This window comes from Streptomyces sp. NBC_01288, assembly GCF_035982055.1.
Taxonomy (GTDB): Bacteria; Actinomycetota; Actinomycetes; order Streptomycetales; family Streptomycetaceae; genus Streptomyces.
On record NZ_CP108427.1, the window covers coordinates 8,129,778 to 8,154,797 of the forward strand.

20 protein-coding genes and 1 riboswitch are annotated in these 25,020 nt (G+C 71.9%); of the genes, 4 read left to right on the forward strand and 16 right to left on the reverse strand.

Translation table 11 applies throughout. The features are described from left to right. The first annotated feature begins 10 nt into the window (after positions 1-10). Positions 11-916 (forward strand): SCO1860 family LAETG-anchored protein, encoded by a 906-nt coding sequence (locus OG194_RS36540; RefSeq protein WP_327405025.1) that lies wholly within the window; start codon positions 11-13, stop codon positions 914-916. 287 nt (positions 917-1,203) lie between these two features. Here the strand turns inward: OG194_RS36540 and cobC are convergent, their stop codons facing one another. Genes cobC through cobM form a run of 6 tightly spaced genes read right to left on the reverse strand, consistent with a single transcriptional unit; the run spans position 1,204 to position 7,629 of the window. Next, positions 1,204-2,304 carry an Rv2231c family pyridoxal phosphate-dependent protein CobC gene (gene cobC, locus OG194_RS36545; protein WP_327405026.1) on the reverse strand — a complete coding sequence of 367 codons (1,101 nt, stop codon included), beginning with the start codon at positions 2,302-2,304 and terminating at the stop codon, positions 1,204-1,206. Then, positions 2,294-3,232 (reverse strand): sirohydrochlorin chelatase, encoded by a 939-nt coding sequence (locus OG194_RS36550; protein ID WP_327405027.1) that lies wholly within the window; start codon positions 3,230-3,232, stop codon positions 2,294-2,296. The genes cobC and OG194_RS36550 overlap by 11 nt, the downstream gene beginning before the upstream one ends. Further along, entirely contained in the window at positions 3,229-3,837 is a 609-nt protein-coding gene (locus tag OG194_RS36555; protein WP_442811684.1) for a precorrin-8X methylmutase, read from the reverse strand. Before OG194_RS36555 ends, OG194_RS36550 begins: the two co-directional genes overlap by 4 nt. Further along, positions 3,834-5,561 (reverse strand): precorrin-3B C(17)-methyltransferase, encoded by a 1,728-nt coding sequence (gene cobJ, locus OG194_RS36560; protein WP_327405028.1) that lies wholly within the window; start codon positions 5,559-5,561, stop codon positions 3,834-3,836. Before cobJ ends, OG194_RS36555 begins: the two co-directional genes overlap by 4 nt. Next, a complete protein-coding gene (gene cbiE / locus OG194_RS36565; protein WP_327405029.1) occupies positions 5,558-6,796 on the reverse strand; it encodes a precorrin-6y C5,15-methyltransferase (decarboxylating) subunit CbiE in 1,239 nt (412 codons plus the stop codon). The genes cobJ and cbiE overlap by 4 nt, the downstream gene beginning before the upstream one ends. Further along, the gene (gene cobM / locus OG194_RS36570) at positions 6,793-7,629 is read right to left on the reverse strand and encodes a precorrin-4 C(11)-methyltransferase (protein ID WP_327405030.1); all 837 of its coding nucleotides are present in this window, start codon (positions 7,627-7,629) and stop codon (positions 6,793-6,795) included. The genes cbiE and cobM overlap by 4 nt, the downstream gene beginning before the upstream one ends. A gap of 140 nt (positions 7,630-7,769) precedes the next feature. Between cobM and OG194_RS36575 the strand changes: the two genes are divergently transcribed. After that, positions 7,770-8,498, forward strand: a complete 729-nt coding sequence (locus OG194_RS36575; protein ID WP_327405031.1) for a ZIP family metal transporter — start codon at positions 7,770-7,772, stop codon at positions 8,496-8,498. Between the two features lie 29 nt (positions 8,499-8,527). Here the strand turns inward: OG194_RS36575 and cobI are convergent, their stop codons facing one another. From cobI to OG194_RS36625, 10 genes are all read right to left on the reverse strand, one after another. Next, complete coding sequence (gene cobI, locus OG194_RS36580; RefSeq protein ID WP_327405032.1) at positions 8,528-9,274, reverse strand: precorrin-2 C(20)-methyltransferase; 747 nt, start codon at positions 9,272-9,274, stop codon at positions 8,528-8,530. After that, positions 9,259-10,740 (reverse strand): cobyrinate a,c-diamide synthase, encoded by a 1,482-nt coding sequence (locus tag OG194_RS36585; protein WP_442811685.1) that lies wholly within the window; start codon positions 10,738-10,740, stop codon positions 9,259-9,261. The genes cobI and OG194_RS36585 overlap by 16 nt, the downstream gene beginning before the upstream one ends. A gap of 43 nt (positions 10,741-10,783) precedes the next feature. Then, positions 10,784-11,383, reverse strand: coding sequence for a cob(I)yrinic acid a,c-diamide adenosyltransferase (cobO, locus tag OG194_RS36590; RefSeq protein ID WP_026150966.1), 600 nt, complete (start codon positions 11,381-11,383; stop codon positions 10,784-10,786). Next, a complete protein-coding gene (locus tag OG194_RS36595) occupies positions 11,383-13,392 on the reverse strand; it encodes a putative cobaltochelatase (RefSeq protein WP_327405034.1) in 2,010 nt (669 codons plus the stop codon). Before OG194_RS36595 ends, cobO begins: the two co-directional genes overlap by 1 nt. Beyond that, positions 13,389-17,042, reverse strand: coding sequence for a cobaltochelatase subunit CobN (gene cobN, locus OG194_RS36600; RefSeq protein ID WP_327405035.1), 3,654 nt, complete (start codon positions 17,040-17,042; stop codon positions 13,389-13,391). Before cobN ends, OG194_RS36595 begins: the two co-directional genes overlap by 4 nt. After that, a complete protein-coding gene (locus tag OG194_RS36605) occupies positions 17,039-18,550 on the reverse strand; it encodes a cobyric acid synthase (protein WP_327405036.1) in 1,512 nt (503 codons plus the stop codon). The genes cobN and OG194_RS36605 overlap by 4 nt, the downstream gene beginning before the upstream one ends. Further along, positions 18,547-19,488, reverse strand: coding sequence for a cobalamin biosynthesis protein (locus tag OG194_RS36610; RefSeq protein ID WP_327405037.1), 942 nt, complete (start codon positions 19,486-19,488; stop codon positions 18,547-18,549). Before OG194_RS36610 ends, OG194_RS36605 begins: the two co-directional genes overlap by 4 nt. 98 nt (positions 19,489-19,586) lie before the next feature. Beyond that, positions 19,587-19,729: riboswitch (cobalamin riboswitch) on the reverse strand. A 135-nt stretch (positions 19,730-19,864) separates the two neighbouring features. After that, positions 19,865-20,086 carry a hypothetical protein gene (locus OG194_RS36615; protein WP_033287090.1) on the reverse strand — a complete coding sequence of 74 codons (222 nt, stop codon included), beginning with the start codon at positions 20,084-20,086 and terminating at the stop codon, positions 19,865-19,867. A gap of 34 nt (positions 20,087-20,120) precedes the next feature. Continuing rightward, positions 20,121-21,383 carry an inorganic phosphate transporter gene (locus OG194_RS36620; RefSeq protein ID WP_327405038.1) on the reverse strand — a complete coding sequence of 421 codons (1,263 nt, stop codon included), beginning with the start codon at positions 21,381-21,383 and terminating at the stop codon, positions 20,121-20,123. A 110-nt stretch (positions 21,384-21,493) separates the two neighbouring features. Then, entirely contained in the window at positions 21,494-22,303 is an 810-nt protein-coding gene (locus OG194_RS36625; protein WP_327405039.1) for a lysozyme, read from the reverse strand. 197 nt (positions 22,304-22,500) lie between these two features. On the opposite strand from OG194_RS36625, the gene OG194_RS36630 reads away from it, so the two are divergent. Together OG194_RS36630 and OG194_RS36635 are read left to right on the forward strand one after the other, a co-directional pair. Further along, positions 22,501-23,244, forward strand: coding sequence for a class II aldolase/adducin family protein (locus OG194_RS36630; RefSeq protein WP_327405040.1), 744 nt, complete (start codon positions 22,501-22,503; stop codon positions 23,242-23,244). Positions 23,245-23,859: 615 nt separating this feature from the next. Then, the gene (locus tag OG194_RS36635) at positions 23,860-24,987 is read left to right on the forward strand and encodes an alpha/beta hydrolase family protein (RefSeq protein ID WP_327405041.1); all 1,128 of its coding nucleotides are present in this window, start codon (positions 23,860-23,862) and stop codon (positions 24,985-24,987) included. The last annotated feature ends 33 nt before the right edge of the window (positions 24,988-25,020 follow it).

A 25,020-nucleotide genomic window follows, 5' to 3' on the forward strand; every position in this document is an offset into this window, starting at 1 on the left:
GTCCCACACCTTGAACGGCACCAACTTCCGCATGCCCGCACGCCGTTGGGCCACCGTGGCCACGGCGACCGCCCTCGCCGCCGGTCCCGTGGCGCTGGCCGGCGCGGGGTCCGCCCACGCGACCGTTGACCAGGGTCGCGCGAGCGCCGTCGTGCTCCGCACCGGGCTCGACGTGTCCCTGCTCAACAAGACCGTGGACGTCCCGCTCGCGGTCTCCCTCAACGAGGTCCAGGCGCCGCAGAGTGCCGAAAAGACCGCGCTCACCGCCCAGTTGGACGGGGTGAACGGCGGTCAGGCGTTCAGTGTGCTCAGCGCGGACGTCGCCACGGCGAAGGCGACGGTGTCCGCGACCAAGGCCGAGGGCTACACGAACCTCGCCCACGCGCGGCTCCATGTTCCCGGCCTGCCGCTGCTCTCGCTCATCGAGATCGACGCGGTCACCTCGAAGGCGACGTGCGAGGCGGGGAAGGCGCCCGTGGCCACGTCGCATCTGCCGGGGGCGGTGACGGTGCTCGGCAAGCGGATCACAGTGACCGCCAGTGGTCCTACGGATGTTGAGGTGCCGGGGGTCGGTTCGGTCCGCCTCGACCTGTCCAAGAGGTCGACCACGTCCCGTACGGCCGCCGCGACCGCGCTCGAACTCAAGGTCTCCGTCAACCCGTTGAAGCTGAACGTCGCCGACGTCGAGGGGACGGTGACCTTGGCGCAGGCGACGTGCGAGGCGCCGAAGGTCGCCGCCGTGACCCCGCCCTCGTCGAAGCCGGCACCGGATGTGAAGCCCCAAGGGGCGCCTGCGGAGGCGGGGTTGGCCGAGACGGGGGGTAGTTCCACGACGCCGTACATCGCGGGTGGGGCGGTGTTGCTGCTGGCGATGGGTAGCGGAGCGGTGCTGATGACGCGCCGGCGCCGAGGCTGAGGAAACTGCCTTGCCCACCCACCCACCCGTCTCGGGCGTTTTAGAGGCTCAGCTTGAAAAGAGAGCAAACGGGAGGGCGGCGGGCGGCGGGTGGGCGGGAGGGCTTGGAGGCTGACCTCTTGGCCGACTGAGTCGGGCGGGTGGGCGGGTACGAGGGAAGGGCTTGGAGGCTGGCCTCTCGACCGACCGAGTCGGGCGGGCAGGGTTTTGACGGTGACCTCTCAGCCCACCGAGACGGGTGGGTGGGTGCGAAAGGTTTGGTGGGTGGGTGCAGGGCGGAGCCACCCTCACCGCCCCGCCAACGTCACCGCCTGGTCCAGCGCCTGCAAGAACCGGTTCACTGTCGCCCGGTCGCGCACAGCGAGCCGTAGCCACTCCTCGTCCAACCCCGGGAACGTGTCCCCACGGCGAACGGCGAAGCCCAGGTCGCGGAGATGACGGCGTACGGCCACCGCGTTCGGGACGCGGAGGAGGACGAACGGCCCCTCGGCGGGTTCCATGACCCGGAGTCCGTCGGGGGCGAACTCGGCCAGCCCGGCGACGAGATGGGCACGGTCGGCGGTGACGCGGTGCGCGGCGTGGGCGGCCTCGGCGAGGGCCCGCGACTCCATGCAGGCCTCCGCCGCGGCGAGCGCCGGCGTGGACACCGGCCAGAGCGGCTGGGCCCGCTCCAGTTCCGCGATGGTCTCGGGGGCGGCCAGGACGTAGCCGATCCGCAGCCCCGCCAGCCCCCAGGTCTTGGTGAGGCTGCGGAGCACCACCAGGCCGGGAATGTCGGTCCGGCCCGCCAGCGACTCCCGTTCACCCGGCACCGCGTCCATGAACGCCTCGTCGACCACCAACGTCCGCCCGGGGCGCGCGAGTTGGGCGATCACCGCAGCGGTGTGCAGGACGGACGTAGGGTTCGTCGGGTTGCCGATCAGCACCAGGTCCGCGTCCTCGGGCACCGCCCGCACCGCTCCCGGGCCCAGCCGGAAGCCGTCCGCCTCCCGCAACAGCACCCGCCCCACCGAGTGCCCCGCGTCCCGCAGAGCCGCCTCCGGCTCCGTGAACTGCGGGTGCACGACGACCGGCTGACGGACCTTCAGGGCGCGAGCGAGCAGCACGAAGGCCTCGGCGGCACCCGCCGTGAGCAGCACACGCTCCACCGGCAGCCCGTGCCGCGCCGCGACCGCGGCCCGCGCCGCCCGCCCGTCCGGGTAGGCGGCGAGCCCGGTCAGCGAACCGGCTATCCGTTCCCGCAGCCAGGCCGGTGGCGTGTCCGCGCGGACGTTCACGGCGAGGTCGATCAACTGGGCGCCGTCGTCCCGGACTTCGACGTCACCGTGATGGCGCAGATCGTGCGCTCTGTCCGTCGGATCGTGGCCGTGGGCTCTGTCAGTGTGCATGGGCGTGCCCACCGTGATGGTGATGCCCGTGGTGGTGACCGTCGTGGTCGTGGCCGTCGTCGTCCGGGTGGAAGTGCGGCTGCTGCGGTTGCCCCACCTTGTCCTCGAAGCCGGGCAGTGCGATGCGGTACACGCACGAGTCGCAGTTCATCCGCAGATCACCCTTGACCGCCTCCCGGTACCGCTCCATCACCAGGTCCAGCAACTCCGGCTCCGGGCCTATGACTTCGGCGGACAGGACATTGATCTCCGGGTGCGCCGCCGCCCAGCCCTCCGTCTGCTGCCGCACCCGCTCCGGCAGGATGCCGGTGAAGAGGAAGTACGGCAGGACGACGATCCGCCGGGCGCCCAGCTTCACGCACCGGTCCAGGCCGCTCGGCACGTCCGGCGCCGCGAGCGACACGAACGCCGGCTCCACGCCAGCGTATCCGCGCCCCTCCCACAACAGCCGCGCCGCCTTGTGCACTTCGGCGTTGGCGTCCGGGTCCGTCGAACCGCGGCCCACCAGCAGCACGGTCACGTCGGCCCGGTCGGCGGGCGTGCGCACCGACTCGCCGAGCGCCTCGTCGAGCCGCCGCTCCAGCACCTTCAGCAGCGAGGGATGCGGGCCCAGCGGACGGCCGTACGTGTACGAGATCCCCTCGTGCCGCTCCTTCTCCCGGGCCAGCGCCGCCGGGATGTCCCCCTTGGCGTGCCCGGCGGACACCAGCATCAGCGGTACGGCGGCGAACCGGCGCGCCCCCCGCTCCACCAGCTCGGTCACCGCGTCGCCCAGCGGCGGCGGCGACAGCTCGATGAACCCGCCCGCGACAGGCAGTTCGGGGTGACGGCGGCCCAACTCCCGTACGAAGGACCGGAACGCCTCGGCTCCGGCCTCGTCCCGGGTGCCGTGTCCGGCGATGAGCAGGGCGGGCGGCGGGGTGGTCACGATTTCTCCTCGATAGGTGAAACAGGTTGATACAGCAGGGCGTTGAGGGCAGCCGCGGCCACCGCCGAACCGCCCTTCTCGGACACGTTGCTCACCGCGGGCAGCCCGCTCGCGCGCAACGCGGCCTTGGACTCGACCGCGCCGACGAAACCGACGGGCAGCCCGATGACGAGCGCGGGGGAGGCGTCCAGCGTCAGCAACTCCTCCAGGGCGGTGGGCGCATTGCCGATCACCCAGAGGGCACCGGGCCCGACCTCCTCGTAGGCGAGCCGGATCGCATGTGCCGAACGGGTCGTCCCCGGACCGGACTTGGCGTCCTTGAGTCGGCAGACGGTCTCGCGCCGGGTGATTCCGGCCGCGACCATCCGCACGTCCACGACGACCGGCGCCCCGGCGTGCAGCGCGCGGTGCGCCTTCGCCAACTCGCCCTCGTCCAGGACGAGATCGGACGCGTACTCCAGATCGGCGGCGGAGTGGACGACCCGCTCCACGACCGCACGGGTCAGCGGCGGGAGGTGCGAGGTGTCCAGCCGGGCGCGCATCCGCCGGTAGGACTCCACCTCGATCGGATGGATCACACGGTCCGCACGGTCCACAGAACTCACTTCGCCACCTCCTGCGCTGTCTGCCCTGTCTGCCCTGCCTGTGACGCCTGCCAGCGATACCCGCGCGGCGTCACCATGCGCCCCGCGATGTCCCGGGTGGCCGTGTTGCCCACGGTCACCACCGTCATCATGTCGACCCACGCCGGATCCAGCGCGGCCAATGTCGTCAGCCGGCTGGACTCGTCGGGCCGCGAGGCGTTCCGTACGACACCGACCGGAGTCGTGGGCTCCCGGTGCTCGGCGAGGATCGCGAGGGCCTTCGGGAGCTGCCAATCCCGGCCCCGGCTACGGGGGTTGTAGAACGTCACCACGATGTCCGCCTCGGCCGCCGCCCGGACCCGCCGCTCGATGACCTCCCACGGCGTGTGCAGATCGGAGAGGCTGATGGACACGTGGTCGTGGCCGAGCGGCGCCCCGAGGATCGCCGAGGCGGCCAACGCGGCGGTCACGCCCGGGACTCCGACCACGTCGATGTCGTCGGACGCCTCCGCGAGCGCGGGCGAGGCCATCGCGTACACCCCGGCGTCACCGCTGCCGATCAGCGCGACGGCCTGCCCCTTGCGCGCCTCGGCCACGGCGGTACGCGCCCGTTCCTCCTCGGCACCGAGCCCCGACTCCAGGACGACGGTCCCGGGCCGCAGCAGATCCCGGATCTGGTCGACGTACTGGTCGAGCCCCACCAGCACGGCGGCGCGCCGGAGTTCGGCCTTCGCACGCGGCGTGAGCAGATCCCGGGCGCCGGGCCCGAGCCCGACCACCGCGAGCCGCCCGCGCGCGAGCCGTCGTACGACAGCACAGGTCGCCATCGCCGCCTGCCCGTCGGCGCGCTCCGACTTCCGCTTGGGGACGAGGAGTTCACCCCCGCCGACGAGCGCGGCGGCCTCCGCCACGGACGGCGTGCCCACGGCGGCGAGCGGCGCGTCCGACGGGTTGGGCACCTCCACGGCGGCCAACTCCTCGGCGGAGTAGGTCACCAGTGGCACCCCGAGCCGCTGAGCCGCCTGGACGATGCCGGGCTCGTCCGCCTTGGCGTCCACGGTGGCGAGTTCGGCGATGTTGCCGACGGACAACTCCGCCTCGCGCAGAGCGTCGTAGACCAGTCCGAGCACCTCGTTCACGGGTGCGCCCTTGGAAGCGCCGACCCCGACGACGAGGGACGGCGGTCGCAGTACGACCTCCCGCTCGCCGGGTTCGACGGCGTGATCGGTGACGCGGATGACGTAGGCCCCCTGGGGCGACACCTTCAACGGCGGCAGCGGCCACGCCAACTCGGCGTCCAGGGCGACCGGTTCGCCGTCCAGGAGGGCCCGAGTGACCCCGGCGACATCCCCCTCCACGGGGAACCCGAGCGTGTCGAGACCGGGCACACCGACCGCGTCCGTAGCCGTCGTCACCACCGGCTGCGCGGCGAGCAACTCGCCCACCTCCACGGCGAGTTCATTGGCCCCGCCGCCGTGTCCGCCCACCAGCGAGACGGCGTACCGCCCGCCCTCGTCGACGGTCACGACCCCAGGATCGGTCCGCTTGTCGCCCAGCAGCGGGGCGATCAGCCGTACGACGGCTCCCGTGGCGAGGAAACACACGAGCTGCTCGCACTCCGCGAACGCGGTCCGGACGGCGTCGCCGACGGGACCCTCGTACACGCGCGTACGGTCCGGCCACGCGGCGGCCAGCCGGTCCCGCGCCGTCGCTCCCGCCGCGGTGGCGGAGATGAGGCCGATCACTGAGCAACTCCTTCAACAGATGCCGGAGGCCGGACGCCCCACAACAGGAAAACAGGATTGGTGGCCGCGAGCCGGGTCACGTCACCCGGGAGCGGCGCCAGCCGGGACGACTGCAACAGCACCCCGTCGACCGCGAGTCCGGCCGCCGAGAGAGCCTCCCGCACGGCCGGTACCCGGTCCAGGGCGGCCATCGCGACGACCACGGTCCGCCGGGCCCGCCGCGCGCACGCGGTGACGATGGCGGGCAACTCACGCCCGCCCCCGCCGACGAACACGGCGTCGGGGTCGTCGAGGTCGGACAGCACGGTCGGCGCCGCCCCGTGCACGGTGTGGACGTCGACGCCGTGCGCCTCGGCGTTGGCGCGGATCCGCTCGACACCGTCCCGGGTCTTCTCGACGGCGGTGACGGCGGCGCCGAGCCGCGCGCACTCGACGGCCACGGACCCGGAGCCCGAGCCGACGTCCCAGACCAGGTCGCCGAGCCGGGGCCCGAGCCGGGCCAGCGCCAGCGCCCGTACCTCGAACTTGGTGATCATCGAGTCCCGGTGCTCGAACTCCCGCTCGTCCAGCGCCCATTGGGCAGGCCCGACGCCAGCCCCGGCGACCGTCCGCACGGCACCCAGGACCCGCGACTCGTCCAGACACAGCACCACACTCACCGCCGTACCCCAGTCCCGGGCGGCGGCCTCGGCGGGCGTGACCCGCTCCACCTGCTCCTCCGCGGAGCCCAGCGCGGACGCGACGACGAGGACACGCCCGCCGGTCCGGTGGGTGAGCGCGGCGCCCAGCTCGGCGGGTCCGGCGCCCGGTCCGGTCAGCACGGCGACCTTGGGATGCGCGCGGCACGCGTTGACCGCCGTACGCAGGTCACGTCCGTGCGCGCTGACGACGACGGCGTCGTCCCAGGTCAGCCCGGCGTGGGCGAAGGCGGTGGCGACGGAGGAGACGCCGGGGCGGACGTCGAGGGCGTCGCCGGTGAACCGTTCCGCCAGCGCCCGGACGATCCCGAAGAACCCGGGGTCCCCCGAGGCCAGCACGACGACGGGCTCGCCCTTCTCGACGTAGGCCTGGATGGTGTCGAGGGCGGGCGCGAGCGGACCGAGGACGACCTGCTCGGCGTCCTCGGGGACGGTGATGGCGGCGAGATGCCGCCGGCCGCCGACGACGAGCCGGGCGCCGTAGAGCACGTCCTCCGCGACTACCTCCCCCGTCCCCATCCCCACGACCGTGATCACGTGCTGGCACCCCGCGAGCGCAGGGCCCGGCGAGCCTCCGGGTCGGCCTTGCGGTAGCCGTGGAAATGGCCCGGGTGGTAGAGGTGCGAGCGGGTGCCGTGGGCGTCGAGGGCCGGGCCGACCAGGAACAGGGTGTGCTTCCAGAGCTTGTGCTCCTTGACCGTCTCCTCCAGCGTGGCGATCGTGCACTTCACGATCAGTTCCTCGGGCCAGGTCGCCTGGTAGGCGACGACGACGGGCGTCTCCGTCGGATAGCCGCCCTCCAGCAGCTCCCGCACCAACTGCCCGCTGCGGGCGGCCGACAGGAAGATCGCCATGGTCGTGCCGTGGCGCGCGAACTCCCGTACCTCCTCCCCGGGCGGCATCGGCGTCTTGCCCCCGCCGAGCCGGGTGAGGACGACGGACTGCGCGACCTCGGGGATCGTCAGCTCGCGCTGCGCGAGGGCGGCGACGGCGGAGAACGCCGAGACACCCGGGACGATCTCGGTCGCGATCCCGATCGCGGCACACCGGTCGACCTGCTCCTGAGTACCGCCCCAGAGGGCGGGATCGCCGGAGTGAATACGCGCGACGCGCAGCCCTTCGCTCCGGGCCCGCTCGTAGACGGCGACGACGTCCTCCAGGGACATCGTCGCCGAGTCCAGGATCTCGGCGCCCTCGCGCGCGTGGTCGAGGACCTCGGCCTGCACCAGGCTGGCCGCCCAGATCACGACGTCTGCCTCGGCGATGGCGCGCGCGGCTCGGAACGTCAGCAGGTCGGCGGCGCCGGGGCCGGCACCGACGAAGGTCACCTTGCCGACGGGGGTATCGGCGTCGGCAGCGGCATCGGCCATGGGGTCGGATCCTCTCAAACACAACATGCGGAACACGCGGAACATACGGAACGTGGGAGACGTGGGGAACGTCAATACGAATGGGGGCGGAGTGGGCCAGGATGTGCGCGAACAGGGGTTGATCGGATAGCAAGGGGACTATGGCGGTCTTCGTCGCGCTCGGCGCGTTCCTGATGACGCTGGCCGGCGGTTGGACGGCACAGCGTGTGACCGACCGCCGTCATCTCGTCCTGGGCCTGGCCGGCGGCCTGATGCTGGGCGTGGTCGGCCTCGACCTGCTGCCGGAGGCGCTGCACGCGGCGGGCCGCGAGGTCTTCGGCGTACCGGCCGCCCTGCTGCTCTTCGTGGCCGGCTTCCTCGTGGCCCATCTGGTCGAACGCCTGCTCGCCGCCCGCCAGGCCTCGCACGGAGCCGAGGAGAACAACGGCCGCGCGCCCGAGGTGGGTCTCACGGCGGCGTCCGCGATGGTCGGCCACAGCTTCATGGACGGGGTCGCCATCGGCGCGGCCTTCCAGGTGGGCGGCGGCATGGGCACGGCGGTCGCGCTCGCGGTCATCGCTCACGATTTCGCGGACGGCTTCAACACGTACACGATCACGAGTCTGTACGGCAACGCCCGCCGCAAGGCGATCGCGATGCTGGTCGCGGACGCGGCGGCCCCGGTGGCGGGCGCCGCCTCGACGGCCTTCCTCACCATCCCGGAGGCCCTGCTCGGCGGCTATCTCGGCTTCTTCGGCGGCGTGCTCCTCTACCTCGCCGCCGCCGAGATCCTCCCCGAGGCCCACCACGAACACCCCGCACCCGCGACCCTGCTGTGCACGGTCGCGGGAGCGGCGTTCATCTGGCTGGTGGTAGGCCTCGCGGCCTGATCCACGACGTCTACGACATCTACGACCGGTCACAATTTCCCGCCCCGCCCGCCTTCGCGCCGCGCGGGCGCGATGAGCGTGGAGAGGTACGGCAACGGCTCCCCGTCCAGCTCGGCGGCGGGCCGGATCGACTCCTCGGGCAGCCCGAGCGCCGACCCCCACACCGCGTCCCCGATCCGCCCGGTCACCCGCAGCGCCTCGGCGACCTCCGCGGCCTGCCGCCCGAACTTGTACGCCACGACCGTCCCCGGCCCGGCCAGCGCGTCCTTGAGCACGGCGGCCCCCGCGGTCACGGGCACGAGCGTGAGCGGCTCGGTCCCCTCGGTGAGTACGGCCCCGGACCGCGCGGCGAGATCCTGCATGGCGGTGATCCCGGGCACGGTCTCGACTACGGTCCCCGGCACCAACTCCCCGATGGTCAGGGCGAGGTAGGTGAAGGTGGAGTAGACGTTGGGGTCCCCGATGGTGGCGAACGCGACGACGCGATGCGCGCCGAGCAGCTCGGCGACCTTCGCCCCCGCGGCATCCCAGGCGGCCTCGCGCCGGGCCCGGTCGGTCCGCTCGTTCAGCGCGAACACGACCCGCAGCACCTTCTCCTCAGGCACGTAATGCAGAACGGTGGCCTCGGCCCGCCCCCGCTCCCCGCTGTCCATGACCGGCACGACCACGACATCGGCGGCCCGCAGAGCGTTGACGCCCTTGACGGTCACCAGCTCCGGATCGCCGGGACCCACCCCGACTCCGATCAACCTGCTGCTGCTCATGACGTCCGGCACCTCTCCACGAACCGACGGGCCACACCGGGCTCGGCCGCCCAGTGCGTGTGCAGATAACTCGCGTGCACACCCTGTTGTACGAAACCTTCGACCCGCCGCTCAGGGGCGCGAACCCCCCAGGCGGGAGCCGCCCCCGAGCCGGGCTCGACGACGGTCCGATGAAACTCGTGCCCCCGCATCCGCGTCCCGGCCACGGCCAGCACACTGTCGCTCAACGCGACGGCATCCCGATACCCCAGAGTCAGCCGCTCGCTCATCCGCGCGGACGCATCGAGCACCCCGCACATGGGCATCCCGTCCAACTCCCTGGACAGGTAGAGGAGTCCGGCACACTCGGCGGCGACCGGCGCGCCAGTGTGGGCGAGCGCGCCAACGGCCTTGCGCAACGGCTCGTTCGCCGACAACTCCGCGGCGTACACCTCGGGAAACCCGCCCCCGATCACCAACCCGCGTGTCCCGTCAGGAAGTTGCTCATCCCGCAGCGGATCGAACACGACGACCTCGGCACCGGCCGCGCTGAGAAGTTCGGTGTGCTCGGCGTAGGAGAAGGTGAAGGCGGGACCACCGGCGACGGCAACCCTCACTTTCGAGTTGGCGGCAACATCGGCCTGCCCATTCACTTTTGGACGCGGGCCGCCACTTTCAGCCCGTCCGGCGTTTGAGGACGAGGCCCTTTCAGGGCCGAAGCGGGGGTCTGGGGGCGCAGCCCCCAGTGATGGGACGGGTCGGGGCGGCGGGGGCGAGGAAACCAAAGCCTCAGCCGCATCCCAAGCCGCACACGACAACGCCCCCGCACTACGCGCCAGCGCGAACAACCCCTCAAGATCACACCCGGCGACCACCTGCGCCCCCATCGCCGCAACAGCCTCCACCGCCGCAGCCCGCCGCTCGGCGACCGGCACCAACCCCAGATGCCGAGAAGGCGTATCCACCTGAGGAGCCCGCCGCAACACACCCAGCACCGGCACCCCCGCCGAGTCCAACGCCTCCCGCAACAAGGCCTCGTGCCGATCGGACGCGACCTTGTTCAGGATCACGCCCCCGACCCGAACCTCCGGATCCCAGGAAGCGAACCCATGCACCAACGCGGCAACAGACCGAGACTGCGAAGAAGCGTCGACGACAAGAACGACCGGCGCCCGCAGCAACTTCGCCACATGCGCCGTGGACGCCAACTCCCCTTCCCCCGCAGCCCCGTCGTACATCCCCATCACACCCTCGACAACAGCGAGATCACACCCGCGAGCACCGTGCGCGAAGAGCGGCCCGACCAACTCCGGCCCACACAGATACGCGTCGAGATTCCGCCCCACCCGCCCGGTCGCGAGCGCGTGATACCCGGGATCGATGTAGTCCGGCCCGACCTTGTGCGGAGACACGGCAAGCCCCCGTGAGGCGAACGCGGCCATCAACCCCGTGGCAACGGTGGTCTTGCCACTGCCGGAGGACGGCGCGGCGATGACCAACCGAGGAACGGAGAACAGGGAGGACGAGGAAGTCACGACGGCTTCACCACTCGATACCCCGCTGACCCTTCTGCCCGGCGTCCATGGGGTGCTTGACCTTGGACATGTCGGTGACGAGGTCGGCGTACTCGACGAGCTTCTCGGGCGCGTTCCGCCCGGTGATCACGACGTGCTGGTTCCCGGGCCGATCCCGCAGCACGGAGACGACCTCATCGACATCGACCCACCCCCAGTGCATCGGATAGGCGAACTCGTCCAGCACGTACAGCTTGTAGGTCTCGGCGGCGAGATCCCGCTTGACCTGCTCCCACCCCTCGCGCGCCTTCTCCTCGTTGTCCATCTGGGAGTCGCGCTGAACCCACGACCACCCCTCGCCCATCTTGTGCCAGTCGACGGACCCGCCCTCGCCGGAAGCCCCCAGCACCCGAAGCGCGTTCTCCTCCCCGACCTTCCACTTCGCCGACTTGACGAACTGGAACACCCCGATCGGCCACCCCTGATTCCAGGCACGCAACGCGAGCCCGAAAGCAGCAGTGGACTTGCCCTTCCCAACTCCCGTATGCACGACGACAAGTGGCCGATTACGACGCTGACGGGTCGTCAGTCCGTCGTCCGGTACGACACTCGGCTGCCCCTGCGGCATTACGCGGCCCTCCTCTGCACGTCCTTGACCAGCCCGACGATCGAGTCCGCCCGCAACTCGTCCAGCGTCACCGCCGTACCCTCCAGTTCACCGGCCAACTGCCCGGCCAGCCCCAGCCGTACGGGCCCCGACTCGCAGTCGACGACCACGGAAGCGACCCCGTCGGCGGCGAACAACCGCGCCGCCCGCCCGGCGAGCGCGACCGGTTCAGGACCACCGGTCGCCCGCCCATCGGTCACCAGGACAACCAACGCCCGCCGAGCCGGATCCCGCAACCGTTCCACCCGCAGCACGTCATGCGCCTTGAGCAGCCCGGCCGCGAGCGGCGTACGCCCCCCGGTCGGCAACGACTCCAGCCGTACGGCGGCGGCGTCCACGGAAGAGGTCGGCGGCAGGGCGACATCAGCGGCGGACCCCCGGAAGGTCACCAGCCCCACCTTGTCCCGCCGTTGATACGCGTCCAGCAGCAACGACAGCACGGCCCCCTTCACCGCACTCATCCGCTGCCGCGCCGCCATCGACCCGGAGGCGTCCACGACGAACAGCACGAGGTTGCCCTCGCGCCCTTCCCGCGTCGCCTGCCGCAGATCGTCCCGCCGTACGACCAGTCCACGCCCGGCCCGTCCACGCGCCAGCTGATGCGGAGCGGCCGCCTGGATGGTCGCCGCCAAGTGCAGCTTGGTGAGCGCCCCTTGGGGCCGTCGGGCCCCGGTGGTCCGCCCGTGCTCGGTGCGTGCCCGCGACCGCCGCCCGGCGGCGCCCTCACCGAGACCCGGCACGCTCAACACCTTGGTACGGAAGGGCTCGGAGGCCCGCACGGGCTGCTGCTCACCCGAGCCCGTACCCGAAGGCTGCGGTTCCCCGCCCTCCCCGGCCTCGGGCGGCGCCCCGGCGTCCCCGTCCTGAGGCCCGTCGGAATCCGACTCGGGCGGCTGCCCGCCACCTCCGCCGGATCCGTCAGGACCGCCGTCCGGATCCGGATCGTCGTCGGGCTCGGGCTCCGCGAACTCCTCCAAGGTCTCGTCGAGCTTGTTCTCGTCAAGTCCCGGAGCGTCAAAGGGATTTCGCCGCCGCCGGTGCGGCAGCGCGAGCAGCGCGGCCTGCCGTACGTCCTCGGCGAGCACGTCGGTCCGCCCGGCCCAGGCGGCCAGCGCGGTCGCCGTACGGGCCATCACGATGTCGGCCCGCATGCCGTCCACCTCGAAGGCGGCGCAGGTCGCCGCGATCTGCCGCAACGACCCGTCGCCCAGCCGCACGGACGGCAACAGCGCACGCGCGGCGATGATCCGCGCCCGCACGGAGGACTCCTCGTCCGCCCAGCGCGTGGCGAACCCTTCCGGATCGTCGTCGTAGGCGAGCCTGCGCCGCACCACCTCGACCCGCTGGTCGGGCTCCCGTGAGGCCGCGACCTCCACGGTCAGGCCGAACCGGTCGAGCAACTGCGGTCGCAGTTCGCCCTCTTCGGGGTTCATGGTGCCGACGAGCAGGAAGCGGGCGGCGTGCCGGACGGAGACGCCCTCGCGTTCGACGTACGACGCGCCCATCGCCGCCGCGTCCAACAGCAGGTCGACCAGGTGGTCGTGGAGGAGGTTGACCTCGTCGACGTAGAGGATGCCCCGGTGCGCGTCGGCCAGCAGGCCGGGCTCGAAGGCCTTGACGCCCTCGGCGAGCGCCCGCTCGATGTCGAGCGCGCCGACCAGCCGGTCCTCGGAGGCGCCGACCGGCAACTCGACCATGCGCGCGGGGCGTTGGGCCCCGGGCCCGGTCTCGTGCGGGCCGTCCGGGCAGGCCGGGTCGGGCGAGGCGGGGTCGCAGGAGAAGCGGCAGCCGGGAACGACGGCGACCTCCGGCAGCAGCGCCGAAAGCGCGCGCACGGCCGTCGACTTGGCGGTGCCCTTCTCGCCGCGCACCAGCACACCGCCGACCGCCGGCGACACGGCGTTCAGCAGCAGCGCGAGCCGCAGATCGTCCTGGCCGACAACGGCCGTGAACGGAAAGGGAGTTGTCACTGGTCGTCGCCCTCCAGGTCGCCTTCGAGCTCCAGGTAGGTGGCCCGCAGTCGTTCCAGCGTGTCCGCGTCCGGCTCGGCCCACAGTCCGCGCTCGGCCGCTTCGAGCAGCCGCTCGGTGATGCCGCGCAGCGCCCACGGGTTGGACTTCTTCATGAAGTCCCGGTTCTCCGGGTCGAAGACGTACTCCGCGCTGAGCTTCTCGTACATCCAGTCGTCGACGACCCCGGCCGTCGCGTCGTACCCGAAGAGGTAGTCGACGGTCGCCGCCATCTCGAAGGCGCCCTTGTAGCCGTGCCGCCGCATCGCCGCCATCCAGCGGGGGTTGACGACGCGGGCGCGGAAGACGCGGTGCGTCTCCTCGCCCAGCGTGCGGGTCTTCACCTGGTCCGGGGTGGCGGAGTCGCCGACGTACGCCTCGGGGGAGGTGCCGGTCAGGTGGCGGACCATGGCGACCATGCCGCCGTGGTACTGGAAGTAGTCGTCGGCGTCGACGAGGTCGTGCTCGCGGGTGTCGACATTCTTGGCCGCTACGGCGATGCGCTTGAACGCGGTCTCCATGTCCCCGCGCGCCTGCCGCCCGTCGAGGCCGCGCCCGTAGGCGTAGCCACCCCACACGGCGTACACCTCGGCGAGGTCCGCGTCGCTGCGCCAGTTCCGCGCGTCGATCAGCGGCAGCAACCCCGCCCCGTACGCCCCCGGCTTGGAGCCGAAGATGCGGGCCGTGGCCCGGCGTCGGTCGCCGTGCTCGGCGGTGTCCTCGTCGGCGTGCTTGCGGACGTAGTTGGACTCCGGCGGCTCCTCCAGCTCGGCCACCGCCCGTACCGCGTCGTCGATCAGCCCGACGACGTGCGGGAACGCGTCCCGGAAGAAGCCGGAGATCCGCACCGTGACGTCGATGCGCGGTCGGCCCAGCTCCGTGACGGGCACGATCTCGAAGCCGGTCACCCGGCGCGAGGCGTCGTCCCAGACGGGACGGCAGCCCAGCAGCGCGAGGATCTCGGCGATGTCGTCACCCTGGGTGCGCATCGCCGACGTACCCCAGACCGTGAGGCCGACGGACGTGGGGAACTCGCCGTTGTCCTGGAGGTACCGCTGCACGAGCGAGTCGGCCAGCGCCTGCCCGACCTCCCAACTCAGCCTGGACGGAATGGCCTTGGGGTCGACCGAGTAGAAGTTCCGGCCGGTCGGCAGGACGTTGACCAGACCGCGGGTCGGGGAGCCCGACGGACCCGCCGGGACGTAACCCCCGTTCAGCGCCAGCAGGATGTGGTCGATCTCGTCGGTGGTGCGGGCGAGCCGGGGCACGACCTCGTCGCAGGCGAACTCCAACACCGCGACCGCGTCCGGGAGTTCGGTGCCGATGACGGCACGGACGAGCGCCGGGACCGCCGTGACCTCCCACTCCTGCGACTCCATGCCCTCCGCGAACCGGCGGCACAGCTGCTCCAGCAGATCGATCGCGTCGGCGGCTGAACGGGCGGGCCCGTCGACCAGCTCGCTCAGCTCCACCGGCACCTTCACCGGCGCACCCGGCTCGGCCAGCAACTCCTTCTCGACCAGGCCGAAGTGGAGCGCCAGCGCGGCTCGCAGACCCGGCAGCGCGTTCGCCTGCCCGCCCCACACCTGCGAGGCGCGCAGCACAGCCAGCACGAGGTTCACGCGGGCCTCGCCGACCGGCCCGCCGCCGAGGATGTGCAGCCCGTCGCGGATCTGCACGTCCTTGATCTCGCACAGATAGCCGTCGATGTGCATCACGAACTCGTCGAACGCCGCGTCGTCCGGCTGGTCGTCCACATGCAGGTCGTGGTGCAGCTCGGCCGCCTTCACCAGCGTCCAGATCTGCGCGCGCACGGCCGGCGCCTTCGTCGGGTCCAGGTCGGACACGAGGGCGTACTCGTCGAGGAGTTGCTCCAGCTTCGCCAGGTCGCCGTAGGTGTCGGCACGCGCCATCGGCGGCACGAGGTGGTCGACGACCGTGGCGTGCCCGCGCCGCTTGGCCTGCGTCCCCTCGCCGGGGTCGTTGACGATGAACGGGTAGATCAGCGGGAGTTCACCGAGTACGGCGTCGGGCGCGCAGCCGCTGCTGAGCCCAAGTCCCTTGCCCGGCAGCCATTCCATGGTGCCGTGCTTGCCCATGTGGATGATCGCGTCGGCGCCGAAGCTGTTGTCCAGCCACCGGTATGCGGCCATGTAGTGGTGCGACGGCGGCATGTCGGGGTCGTGGTAGATCGCGATCGGGTTCTCCCCGAAGCCGCGCGGCGGCTGGATCATCACGACGACGTTCCCGAACTGGAGCGAGGCGAGCACGATGTCGTCGCCGTCGACGTAGAGGTTGCCGGGCGGCTCACCCCACGCGTCCAACATGCCCTGCCTGAGCTCCGGTTCGAGCTTGTCGAACCACGCCTGGTAGTCGGCGAGCGGCACCCGCGCGGGCGCGGCGGCCAACTGCTCCTCCGTCAGCCACTCCACGTCGTGGCCACCGGCGTTGATGAGCCGGTGGATCAACTCGTCCCCGTTGTCCGGGTGTTCGTCGACCCCGTACCCGGCGTCCCGCAGGGCATCGAGCACCCGGATCGCCGAGGCGGGCGTGTCCAGGCCGACCGCGTTGCCGACCCGCGAATGCTTCGTCGGATAGGCGGTGAAGACGACCGCGAGCTTCTTCTCGGCGTTCGGCTTGTGCTTCAACTTCGCGTGCCGTACGGCGATCCCGGCGACGCGGGCGGCGCGCTCGGGGTCGGCGACGTAGACCGGGACGCCGTCCGGGCCCTCCTCCTTGAAGGAGAACGGGACGGTGATGAGCCGTCCGTCGAACTCCGGGATCGCGACCTGCATCGCCGCGTCCATGGGGGAGAGGGCGGCGGAGGACTCGTCCCAGGTCGCCCTGGACGACGTAAGGCAAAGGCCTTGCAGCACAGGGACGTCGAGGTCGGCGAGCGCGCCGATGTCCCACGCCTCCTCGTCACCGCCGGCCGACGCCTGCGAGGCGTGCGTACCGCCCGCGGCCAGGACGGTGGCGATCAACGCGTCCGCCGTGCCGAGGATCTCGTACAGCCCGGAGTCGGCGCCGCGCAGTGAACCGCAGTACACGGCAAGGGCGTTGGCGCCCTTCGCCTCGATCTGGTCGCACAGGGTGTCCACGAAGGCGGTGTTGCCGCTCAAGTGGTGCGCCCGGTAGAAGAGGACACCGACCATCGGTCGGCCCTCGACGAAGGCACGCTCGCCGTGGACGCCGAACTCGGCCATCTTCTGCGGCTCTTCGAAACCCTCGCCCGTCAGCAGCACCGTGTCCGAGAGGAACCGGGCGAGTTCGGCGAGGTTCTCCGGCCCGCCCTCGACGAGATACCGCAGCGCCTCGGCCACCACACCGGCCGGTACCGACGACTCGGCCATCAACTCCGCGTCGGGGACGGTCTCCCCGCCCAGCAGCACGGTCGGAATCCCGGACGACTTCAGCGCGGCGAGTCCGTCCTCCCAGGCGCGCTTGCCACCGAGCAGTCGTACGACGGCGATGTCCGCGCCCGCGACGAGCGCGGGCAACTCGGCTGCCACGTCCACCCGGTTCGGGTTGCCGATCCGGTACCCGGCGCCGGAGGCCCGGGCCGCCAGCAGATCCGTGTCGGCGGTCGACAACAACAACACTGTGCTCATGCGGGCGCTCCCGGTGGAATGAAAGGCAGTCCTTGCGGCGCGCCGGACTCGATGAGTCGCCAGAGCGCGTCCGTGTCCGCGTGCTGTTCGATGAGGTCGCCGAGCCGGTCGAGCTGCTCCTCGCGCAGCGCGGCGAACGAGGTGTCGGGCGCCGGTACGAACCGGCGGCCCGCGGCGGTCGCCACCTCGCGCAGAAACGCCCGCCGGAACCCGTCCGACTCCAGCGAGCCGTGCCAGTGCGTGCCCCAGGTCTGACCGACCCGGCACCCGTCCAAGAAGGTTTCGCCGCCCGTCAGTTGGGCGATTCCGTGGTGGATCTCGTAGCCCTCGACCGGTTCGCCGAGGGCTTCGCCCACCGGCCGGGTGAGGGTCTTCTCGCGCGCGAACCGCACGCGCAGCGGCAGCACTCCGAGCCCGTCGACCGACCCCTGCCGGCTCTCGACCTCGTCGTCGATGTGCTCGCCGAGGATCTGAAAGCCACCGCAGATACCGAGAGTTGGCCGCTGCTCGGCCGCCCTGCGCACGAGGGCGTCCGCAAGTCCCCGCTCGCGCAGCCACTCCAGCGCCTTCACCGTCCCCCGGGTGCCGGGGATGACGACGAGGTCCGCGTCGGCCAACTCCTCCGGCCGGTCCACGAACCGCACCACGACGCCCGGTTCGGCGGCCAGCGCGTCCACGTCGGTGAAGTTGGACATGAGCGGGATCGCGCAGACGGCGACCCGCAGCACGTCCTCGCCGACCGGCGGCGCGGTGTTCGACTCGCGCACGGTCCCGCGCAGCGAGATGCGCAGGCCGTCCTCCTCGTCGATCCCGAGCCCGTGCCGGAACGGCAGCACGCCGTACGTCCGCCGCCCGGTGAGGCCGAGCAGCATCTCCAACCCCGGTTCCAGCAGCGACACATCGCCCCGGAACTTGTTGACGAGGAACCCGGCGACGAACGCCTGGTCCTCGGGGCTGAGCAGCGCGACGGTCCCGAAGAAGGAGGCGAAGACGCCCCCGCGGTCGATGTCGCCCACCACGAGCACGGGCAGGCGGGCATTGCGCGCGATGCCCATGTTCACGATGTCGGTCCGCCGCAGATTGATCTCGGCGGGCGAACCGGCCCCCTCACAGATCACCGCGTCATACGTGCCCCGCAACTCGGCGAGACAGTCCAACACCGTGCCGAGCAGGGCCTCTTGGCGCCCGCCGTGATAGCCGCGGGCACTCATCTCGCCAACAGGGCTGCCCATGAGGACGACTTGGCTGGTCCGGTCACTGCCCGGCTTCAGCAGCACGGGATTCATCAGCGCGGTCGGCTCGATCCGGCACGCCTGCGCCTGCATGGCCTGTGCCCGACCGATCTCGGCGCCCTCGCGCGTCACGAACGAGTTCAGGGACATGTTCTGCGCCTTGAACGGCGCGACCTTCACGCCCTGCCGCACCAGCCACCGGCAGATCCCGGCGGTCACGACACTCTTGCCGGCGTCCGAGGTGGTGCCGGCCACCAACAGCCCGCCGCCGCTCATGACTTCCGTCCCTTCACCAGCAGCCGCCCGGCGACACTGACCCCGAGCGCGAGCAGACCGACGCGCCGGGACAGTCGTACGGCACGCGCGATGTCCGGTACGGCGACGGGGCGTCCGTCGCCGTTGAGCACGGGCCGGTGCTCGACCCGGCCGCCGTAGGAGAGCGTCCCGCCGAGGCGTACGCCGAGGGCTCCCGCGAAGGAGGCCTCGACGGGGCCGGCGTTGGGGCTGGGATGTTTGCGGGCGTCGGTGCGCCAGGCGCGGGCGGCGCCGCGCGGGTCGTCGCCCGCGACGGTCGCGAGGGCGGCGGTGAGGCGGGCGCCCGGCCAGCCGGCGACGTCGTCGAGGCGGGCCGAAGCCCAGCCGTAGCGGCGGTACTTGGCCGACCTGTGGCCGACCATCGCGTCGAGCGTGTTCACGGCCCGGAACCCGAGCAGGCCCGGGACACCCGCGATGCCGCCCCAGACCAGGGCGCCGACGACCGCGTCGGAGGTGTTCTCGGCGACGGACTCGACGACGGCCCGGGCGATCCCGTCGGCGTCGAGGGACTGCGGGTCCCGCCCGCAGAGGTGGGGGAGCCGGGCCCGCGCACCGTCGATGTCACCGGCCTCCAGCGCCCGCCCGATGACCCCGGCCTCGCGCGCGAGGGAGGTCCCGCCGACGACGGCCCAGGTGGCGGCGGCGGTGAGGGCGGCAGAGGCCGTACGGGACGGCCGTAGGGCCGAAGTGGCCGCGGCGGCGAGGGTGATGGTGCCACCGACGCACACGGCGGTGTGCAGGGCGCCCCAGCCCCGGTGGTCGCGCCACAGCACCTGTTCCACGGCGCCCGCGGCACGGCCGAAGGCGGCGACCGGATGCCCGCGGCGGGGATCGCCGAGCAGGTGGTCGCCGAGGAGGCCGGCGGCGGCGCCGTACGCGAAGACGCGATCGGCACGCATCGGGTCAGCCGATCACTGAGTCGGACACGGGGATGGTGCGGGACCTCGAACGGCAGCCGAGCATGGCGATATGTCCTCACTCAGGGTGTCCACGCCCTGGTTCGACGAGACCGGCGGTGAGAGTTCCTGGCTCCCGGGGGTGTCTACCCCGGTGACAGTGGCGGGACCGCGCCGGATTCGCACCGGCTTCCTCTCCTGCCGCCGTATATGGCTCCGGCAGTCCACCATGCTGTTGGAAGGGCCGTCAACTTGCTGTTGACCTGCGGGGACGGAGTGTGCTGATGCCCACACGCGAGGGGTCGGAGGGGTCACGCGGACGTGGGGTGCGGGACGGCGATCCGTCCCGCACCCCACGCTCGGTCCAACTGGCGGCCGGTCAGGCCACGATGAGATAGATCCCGTACGCCACCGCCGCCGCGCAGGCCGCGAAGCAGGCGTACGCGCCGGTCAGGGCGAGGGGCGCGGAGTCGCCCTGGGCGGTGGCGCGTTCGCGGCGGGAGAGGCCGACGATGCCGAGGGTGAAAACAGCCACCAGGGAGACGGTGGCGACGAGGCTGACGCCGAAGACGGAGCCGAGGGCTGCCCAGTCGATGTGCATGCTGATTCGTTCCTTCGTGTCCGGGGCGCGGGGCTCAGACGGCGGCGGCCGGCGGTGTCGCCGGGTCGGACTGCACGATGGGGGCCGGGTTCACGGGCGGCGAGGGGATCGTCGCCGTGAGGCCTTCGGAGAGGGCGACCGACGGGGGCGGCGGGGTCACGGCGGCGATCGCGGTGGTGATCACGCCGGCCGGTTCGTCGACCTCGTTGACGTTCGAGGCGTCGACGACCTGGCGGCGGGAGAGCAGCCAGATGCCGGCGCTGGAGGCGACCAGGAAGACGGCCACCAGTGCGGTGCCCCAGTCGCCGAGGTCGGTCACGGACTCGGCGAGCGCACCGACCAGTGCGGCGGCCGGCAGGGTCAGACCCCAGGCGACGAACATCCGGGTCGCGGTCGACCAGCGGACGACCCCGCCCTTGCGGCCGAGGCCCGCGCCCATCACCGAGCCGGAGACGGCGTGCGTGGTGGAGAGGGAGAAGCCGATGTGCGAGGAGGCCAGGATGACCGCGGCGGCGCTGGTCTGGGCGGCGAAGCCCTGCTGCGGCTGGAGGTCGGTCAGGCCCTTGCCCATGGTGCGGATGATGCGCCAGCCGCCGATGTAGGTGCCCATCGCGATGGCGAGGCCCGCGGAGAGGATGACCCAGGTGGGCGGGTCCGAGTCGGGGGCGATGGAGCCGCCGGCGATCAGGGCGAGGGTGATGATGCCCATCGTCTTCTGCGCGTCGTTCGTGCCGTGGGCCAGCGAGACCAGTCCGGCGGAGGCGATCTGGCCGACGCGGAAGCCCTTGTCGGCGGCCTTGCCCCCGGCGTTGCGGCTCAGGGCGTACGAGAAGCGGGTGGCGAGCATCGCCGCGATGCCCGCGACGATCGGGGCGGCGATCGCCGGCAGCAGGACCTTGGTGACCAGGACGTCGCCGTGGACCGCGCCGGTGCCGGCCGAGGCGATGGTGGCGCCGATCAGACCGCCCATCAGGGCGTGCGAGGAACTGGACGGCAGACCGACGAGCCAGGTCACCAGGTTCCAGAGGATCGCGCCGACCAGGGCGGCGAAGATGACCTCGGGACGGATGCCGCTCTCGTCGACGAGACCCTTGGAGATCGTGTTGGCGACCTCCACGGAGAGAAAAGCGCCCACCAGGTTGAGGGTGGCCGACATGGCCACCGCGACCTTGGGCTTGAGCGCACCGGTCGAGATGGTGGTGGCCATCGCGTTGGCGGTGTCGTGGAAACCGTTCGTAAAATCGAACGCGAGTGCGGTGATTACCACAATCGCGAGGATCAGCGAGAAGTTTTCCATTTACCCAGGCAATCGTTCGAGGTCATCGGCGCGTTGACCGTAGGCAATCCGGATGAACGGAAGATGAACTGAGGGGGTCCCTGTGGTGGCCGGATTGCCCAGCAAATCGACTAGTAGCCCCGGGCGAACTTCCTCAGTTGGCTCACCGTCCCGTTGAAGAGATTCTGGTCACCCGGCAGGCTCCCGCTGTTGTCGTACTGCCAGAAGGTCCAGTACGACCATCCGGCGGGCAGCGAGCCCGCGTCCGCCGCGTTGTGGCGGGCGATCCACAGCGCGTGTGTCGAGGCCAGGGAGCTGTTGTCGCCCGTGCAGGTCTTCCACCACAGGGTGGTGGTGTAGATCACCGGGCGGCGGCCGGTCTCCCGGTTCACCTCGGCGCTGAAGGCCTTGATCCAGCTGACCATCTTGGCCTTGCTCAGGCCGTAGCAGCCGTGCTTCTTGTCGTACGGGTTGTATTCGATGTCCAGCGCGGGCGGCAGCGTCCAGCCGTCCGCCTTCCAGTCGCCGCCGTGCGCCACGAAGTACGCGGCCTGGCTCGCGCCCGACGACCTGTCCGGCAGGGCGAAGTGGTACGCGCCGCGGATGACGCCGGCCTTGCGGGCGCCGTCGTACTGCCGGCCGAAGTACGGGTTGCGGTAGGTCGTCGACTCGGTCGCCTTGACGTAGACGAACGTGGCGCCCTTCGCCTTCGCGCTCGGCCAGTCGACGTTCTTCTGGTGCGAGGAGACGTCGTGGCCCTTCGGTGAACTCGCGACGATGTCTGCGGCGACGGCCGGGATCTCGGCGAGCGCGAGGGTGGTCGCGCCGACGGTGAGCGCGGCGACGGCGGCTACGGCGAGGCGGGCGCGGGGGTCGGTGCGGAGGCGAAGGCGGATGCCGGTGCGGACGCGGGTCAGGGACGGTGTGCGATCACGGGCCATGTTTCCCCCGGGGAATGGCGGCGTGCACGACAAATCACCCAGAGGTTGTTGGACGATCCGTCGATGCCGGTCGGTCTCCAGTCGGGCGACTGGAGTGGGCGGTTCACGCCCATATGTCATCTTTCGGACGCGCGGCTTCCGGCCTAAAGTGCCTTCGCCCGAACGTGCGTTGGGGCACCGGCTGACAGGATCGCGACATGGCTGAGCAACGGCGGGACCAGCGGGGCGGGCGGGACGCCCGGGAGAGTGCGGGAACTGCGGGTGAGACGCGGAGGCGGAGTGTCCTCCCCGAGGAGGCGCACGCCTGGGGCGCGCTCGTCGCGACCGCGCGCCGGACGGTCTCCGACGGCCTGGTCGTCGGCACCTCCGGAAACGTCTCGGTCCGCGTCGGCGACACCGTCCTGGTCACACCGTCGGGCGTCCCCTACGACCGCCTCGCACCCGCCGACACGGTGGGTGTCGACCTCGACGGCAGGCAGGTCCTCGGCACCCTGCTCCCGACGAGCGAACTCCCCATGCACCTCGCCGTCTACCGCACCACCGACGCCCACGCCGTCGTCCACACCCACGCCGTCCACGCGACAGCCGTCTCGACCCTCGTCCCCGAACTCCCCTCGGTCCACTACATGTCCGGCGCCCTCGGCGGCCCGGTCCGGGTCGCCCCGTACGCGACCTACGGCACGGAGGAGTTGGCCGAGAACATGCTCCACGCCCTGACGGACCGCTCCGCCTGCCTGCTCCAGAACCACGGCACGATCGCCTACGGCACCTCCCTGGACCAGGCTTTCGACCGCACGGCCCAACTGGAGTGGATGTGCCGACTGTGGCTGACGGCGTCGTCCGTGCCGGGGCTGTCGCCTACGTTGCTGACGGGGGAACAGGTGGCGGCGGCGGGGGAGCGGTTGCGGGGGTATGGGCAGGGGGAGCGCGCGGCGGGGTGAGGGGGTGGAAGCGGGGGTGAGGGTGAGGGGGTGAGGTCCGCTGGGGTGAGGGCGGCCGGAGTTGAGGGTGGCCGGGTTGAAGGCGGCCCGGGTGAAGCAGCGGGTGTGACGGCAGCCGGGGTGGACGGTGACGGGGCTTGGGAGCAACTCGGGTGAGGGCAGCGGGTGTGACGGCAGCTGGGGTGGATGGTGACGGGGCTTGGGAGCAACCCGGGTGAGGGCAGCGTGTGTGACGGCAACCGGGGCGGACAGCGCCGGGGATGAGGGCAACAGGTGTGACGGTCGCTGTCTGCGGTGGGCTTCTTGCCGGTGCCGACGCCTTTCCCGGCGGTCGCCCTGCCGTCGCCGACATCTCTCGCGGCCCCCGTCGATGAGGCGTTCCGCCCGCCGCGTCGGTGCTCGGCCGCGGTGAGCTTTTCCGGTGCTGCCGTGCCGCCGTGCCGCCCCCGTCGCCGACGCCTTCCGCCCATCGCGACGCTGCTCGGCCGCGGTGAACCTTTCCGGTGACCCCGAGCCGCCCCGCATCACCCGACCCTCGCCGCTGAAACCGCCCCGCCCGTCACCCCAGGCCCGCTCCGGCTGGCCGCTCGCCCGGTCCCCCGCGACACTGGACCCGTGCGCACAGTCAAAGCGACGGCCGCGGCCGTCTCCGTGGCCCTCGCGGCCGGTGTCGCCGGTGTCGCCGCCGGCCGGTACGCCAGCGACGCCGCGCTGAAGGCGCCGCCCGGCCGCCCGCTGCCGGGCGAACCCCGGCTCACGGTGCACTCCACCGCCGCCGGGCAGATCACGCTCACCCGGGACCTGGCCTCCCTGCGCCCCGGGACCTACGGTCTGGCCGGTGACGGCTCCCACGCGGTCGTCGGCCCGGTTGTCGAAACGGCGTCCGTCCCCGCCGACGCCGTCGTACGCCGCCTCGAACGCGTCACCCACGGCACCCTGGACCCCGGCGACAAGGTGTGGCTCACCCCGAACGTCCACGTCGGCAATCCGAGCGCCGCCCTCGGCCTGGACCACGCCGACATCGACATCCCCGGCGAACTCGGCTCCCTGCCCGCGTGGTTCGTACCCGGAGCGCGGAGCACCTGGGTGATCGCGGTGCACGGACTGGCGGCGACCCGCGAACTCTCCCTGAACGTCATGGAGTTCCTGCACCGCAACAGCTTCCCGGTGCTCGCCCTCGCCTACCGGGGCGACCTGGGCGCACCCCGCAACCCCGACGGCCTGGGCCACCTCGGCGAGACCGAGTGGCGGGACCTGGACGCGGCGATCCGCTACGCCGTGCGCTACGGCGCCGAGCACGTCGTCCTGTACGGCTGGTCCACCGGCGCCACCATGGCCCTGCGCGCCGCCGCCCACTCCGCGATGCGCGACCGCGTCTCCGGCCTCGTGCTGGACTCGCCGGTGCTCGACTGGGAGACCACGCTGCGCGCCCTCGCCACCGCCCGGCACACCCCGGGCGCGCTGCTGCCGCTGGCGGTCCGCGCCGCCCAGGGCCGCACCGGTCTGCACGGTGACCGCATCGCCGAGGCCGCCGACCCGGCCCGGCTCCGGGTCCCGACCCTGATCTTCCACGGCCCGGACGACACGGTGGCCCCCTGGACCCTCTCCCGCCGCTTCGCCGCCCAGCGCCCCGACCTGATCACCCTCCAGCCGGTCGCCCACGCCCCGCACAGCGCGATGTGGAACGCCGACCCGGCCGGATACGAGGAGATCCTGCGCCGCTTCCTGACCCCGCTGATGTGAGCAGCACCCCGTTGACGTGATCCGCGCACCGCT

Excerpts from the sequence above, each read along its gene's own strand:
- OG194_RS36575 (WP_327405031.1), top strand. The coding sequence starts at position 7,770 with ATGGCGGTCTTCGTCGCGCTCGGCGCGTTCCTGATGACGCTGGCCGGC.
- OG194_RS36630 (WP_327405040.1), top strand. The coding sequence starts at position 22,501 with ATGGCTGAGCAACGGCGGGACCAGCGGGGCGGGCGGGACGCCCGGGAG.
- cobO (WP_026150966.1), bottom strand. The coding sequence starts at position 11,383 with ATGCCGCAGGGGCAGCCGAGTGTCGTACCGGACGACGGACTGACGACC.
- cobC (WP_327405026.1), bottom strand. The coding sequence starts at position 2,304 with ATGCACACTGACAGAGCCCACGGCCACGATCCGACGGACAGAGCGCAC.
- OG194_RS36605 (WP_327405036.1), bottom strand. The coding sequence starts at position 18,550 with ATGAGCGGCGGCGGGCTGTTGGTGGCCGGCACCACCTCGGACGCCGGC.
- cobM (WP_327405030.1), bottom strand. The coding sequence starts at position 7,629 with ATGGCCGATGCCGCTGCCGACGCCGATACCCCCGTCGGCAAGGTGACC.
- OG194_RS36625 (WP_327405039.1), bottom strand. The coding sequence starts at position 22,303 with ATGGCCCGTGATCGCACACCGTCCCTGACCCGCGTCCGCACCGGCATC.
- cobN (WP_327405035.1), bottom strand. The coding sequence starts at position 17,042 with ATGAGCACAGTGTTGTTGTTGTCGACCGCCGACACGGATCTGCTGGCG.
- OG194_RS36610 (WP_327405037.1), bottom strand. The coding sequence starts at position 19,488 with ATGCGTGCCGATCGCGTCTTCGCGTACGGCGCCGCCGCCGGCCTCCTC.
- OG194_RS36615 (WP_033287090.1), bottom strand. The coding sequence starts at position 20,086 with ATGCACATCGACTGGGCAGCCCTCGGCTCCGTCTTCGGCGTCAGCCTC.
- OG194_RS36620 (WP_327405038.1), bottom strand. The coding sequence starts at position 21,383 with ATGGAAAACTTCTCGCTGATCCTCGCGATTGTGGTAATCACCGCACTC.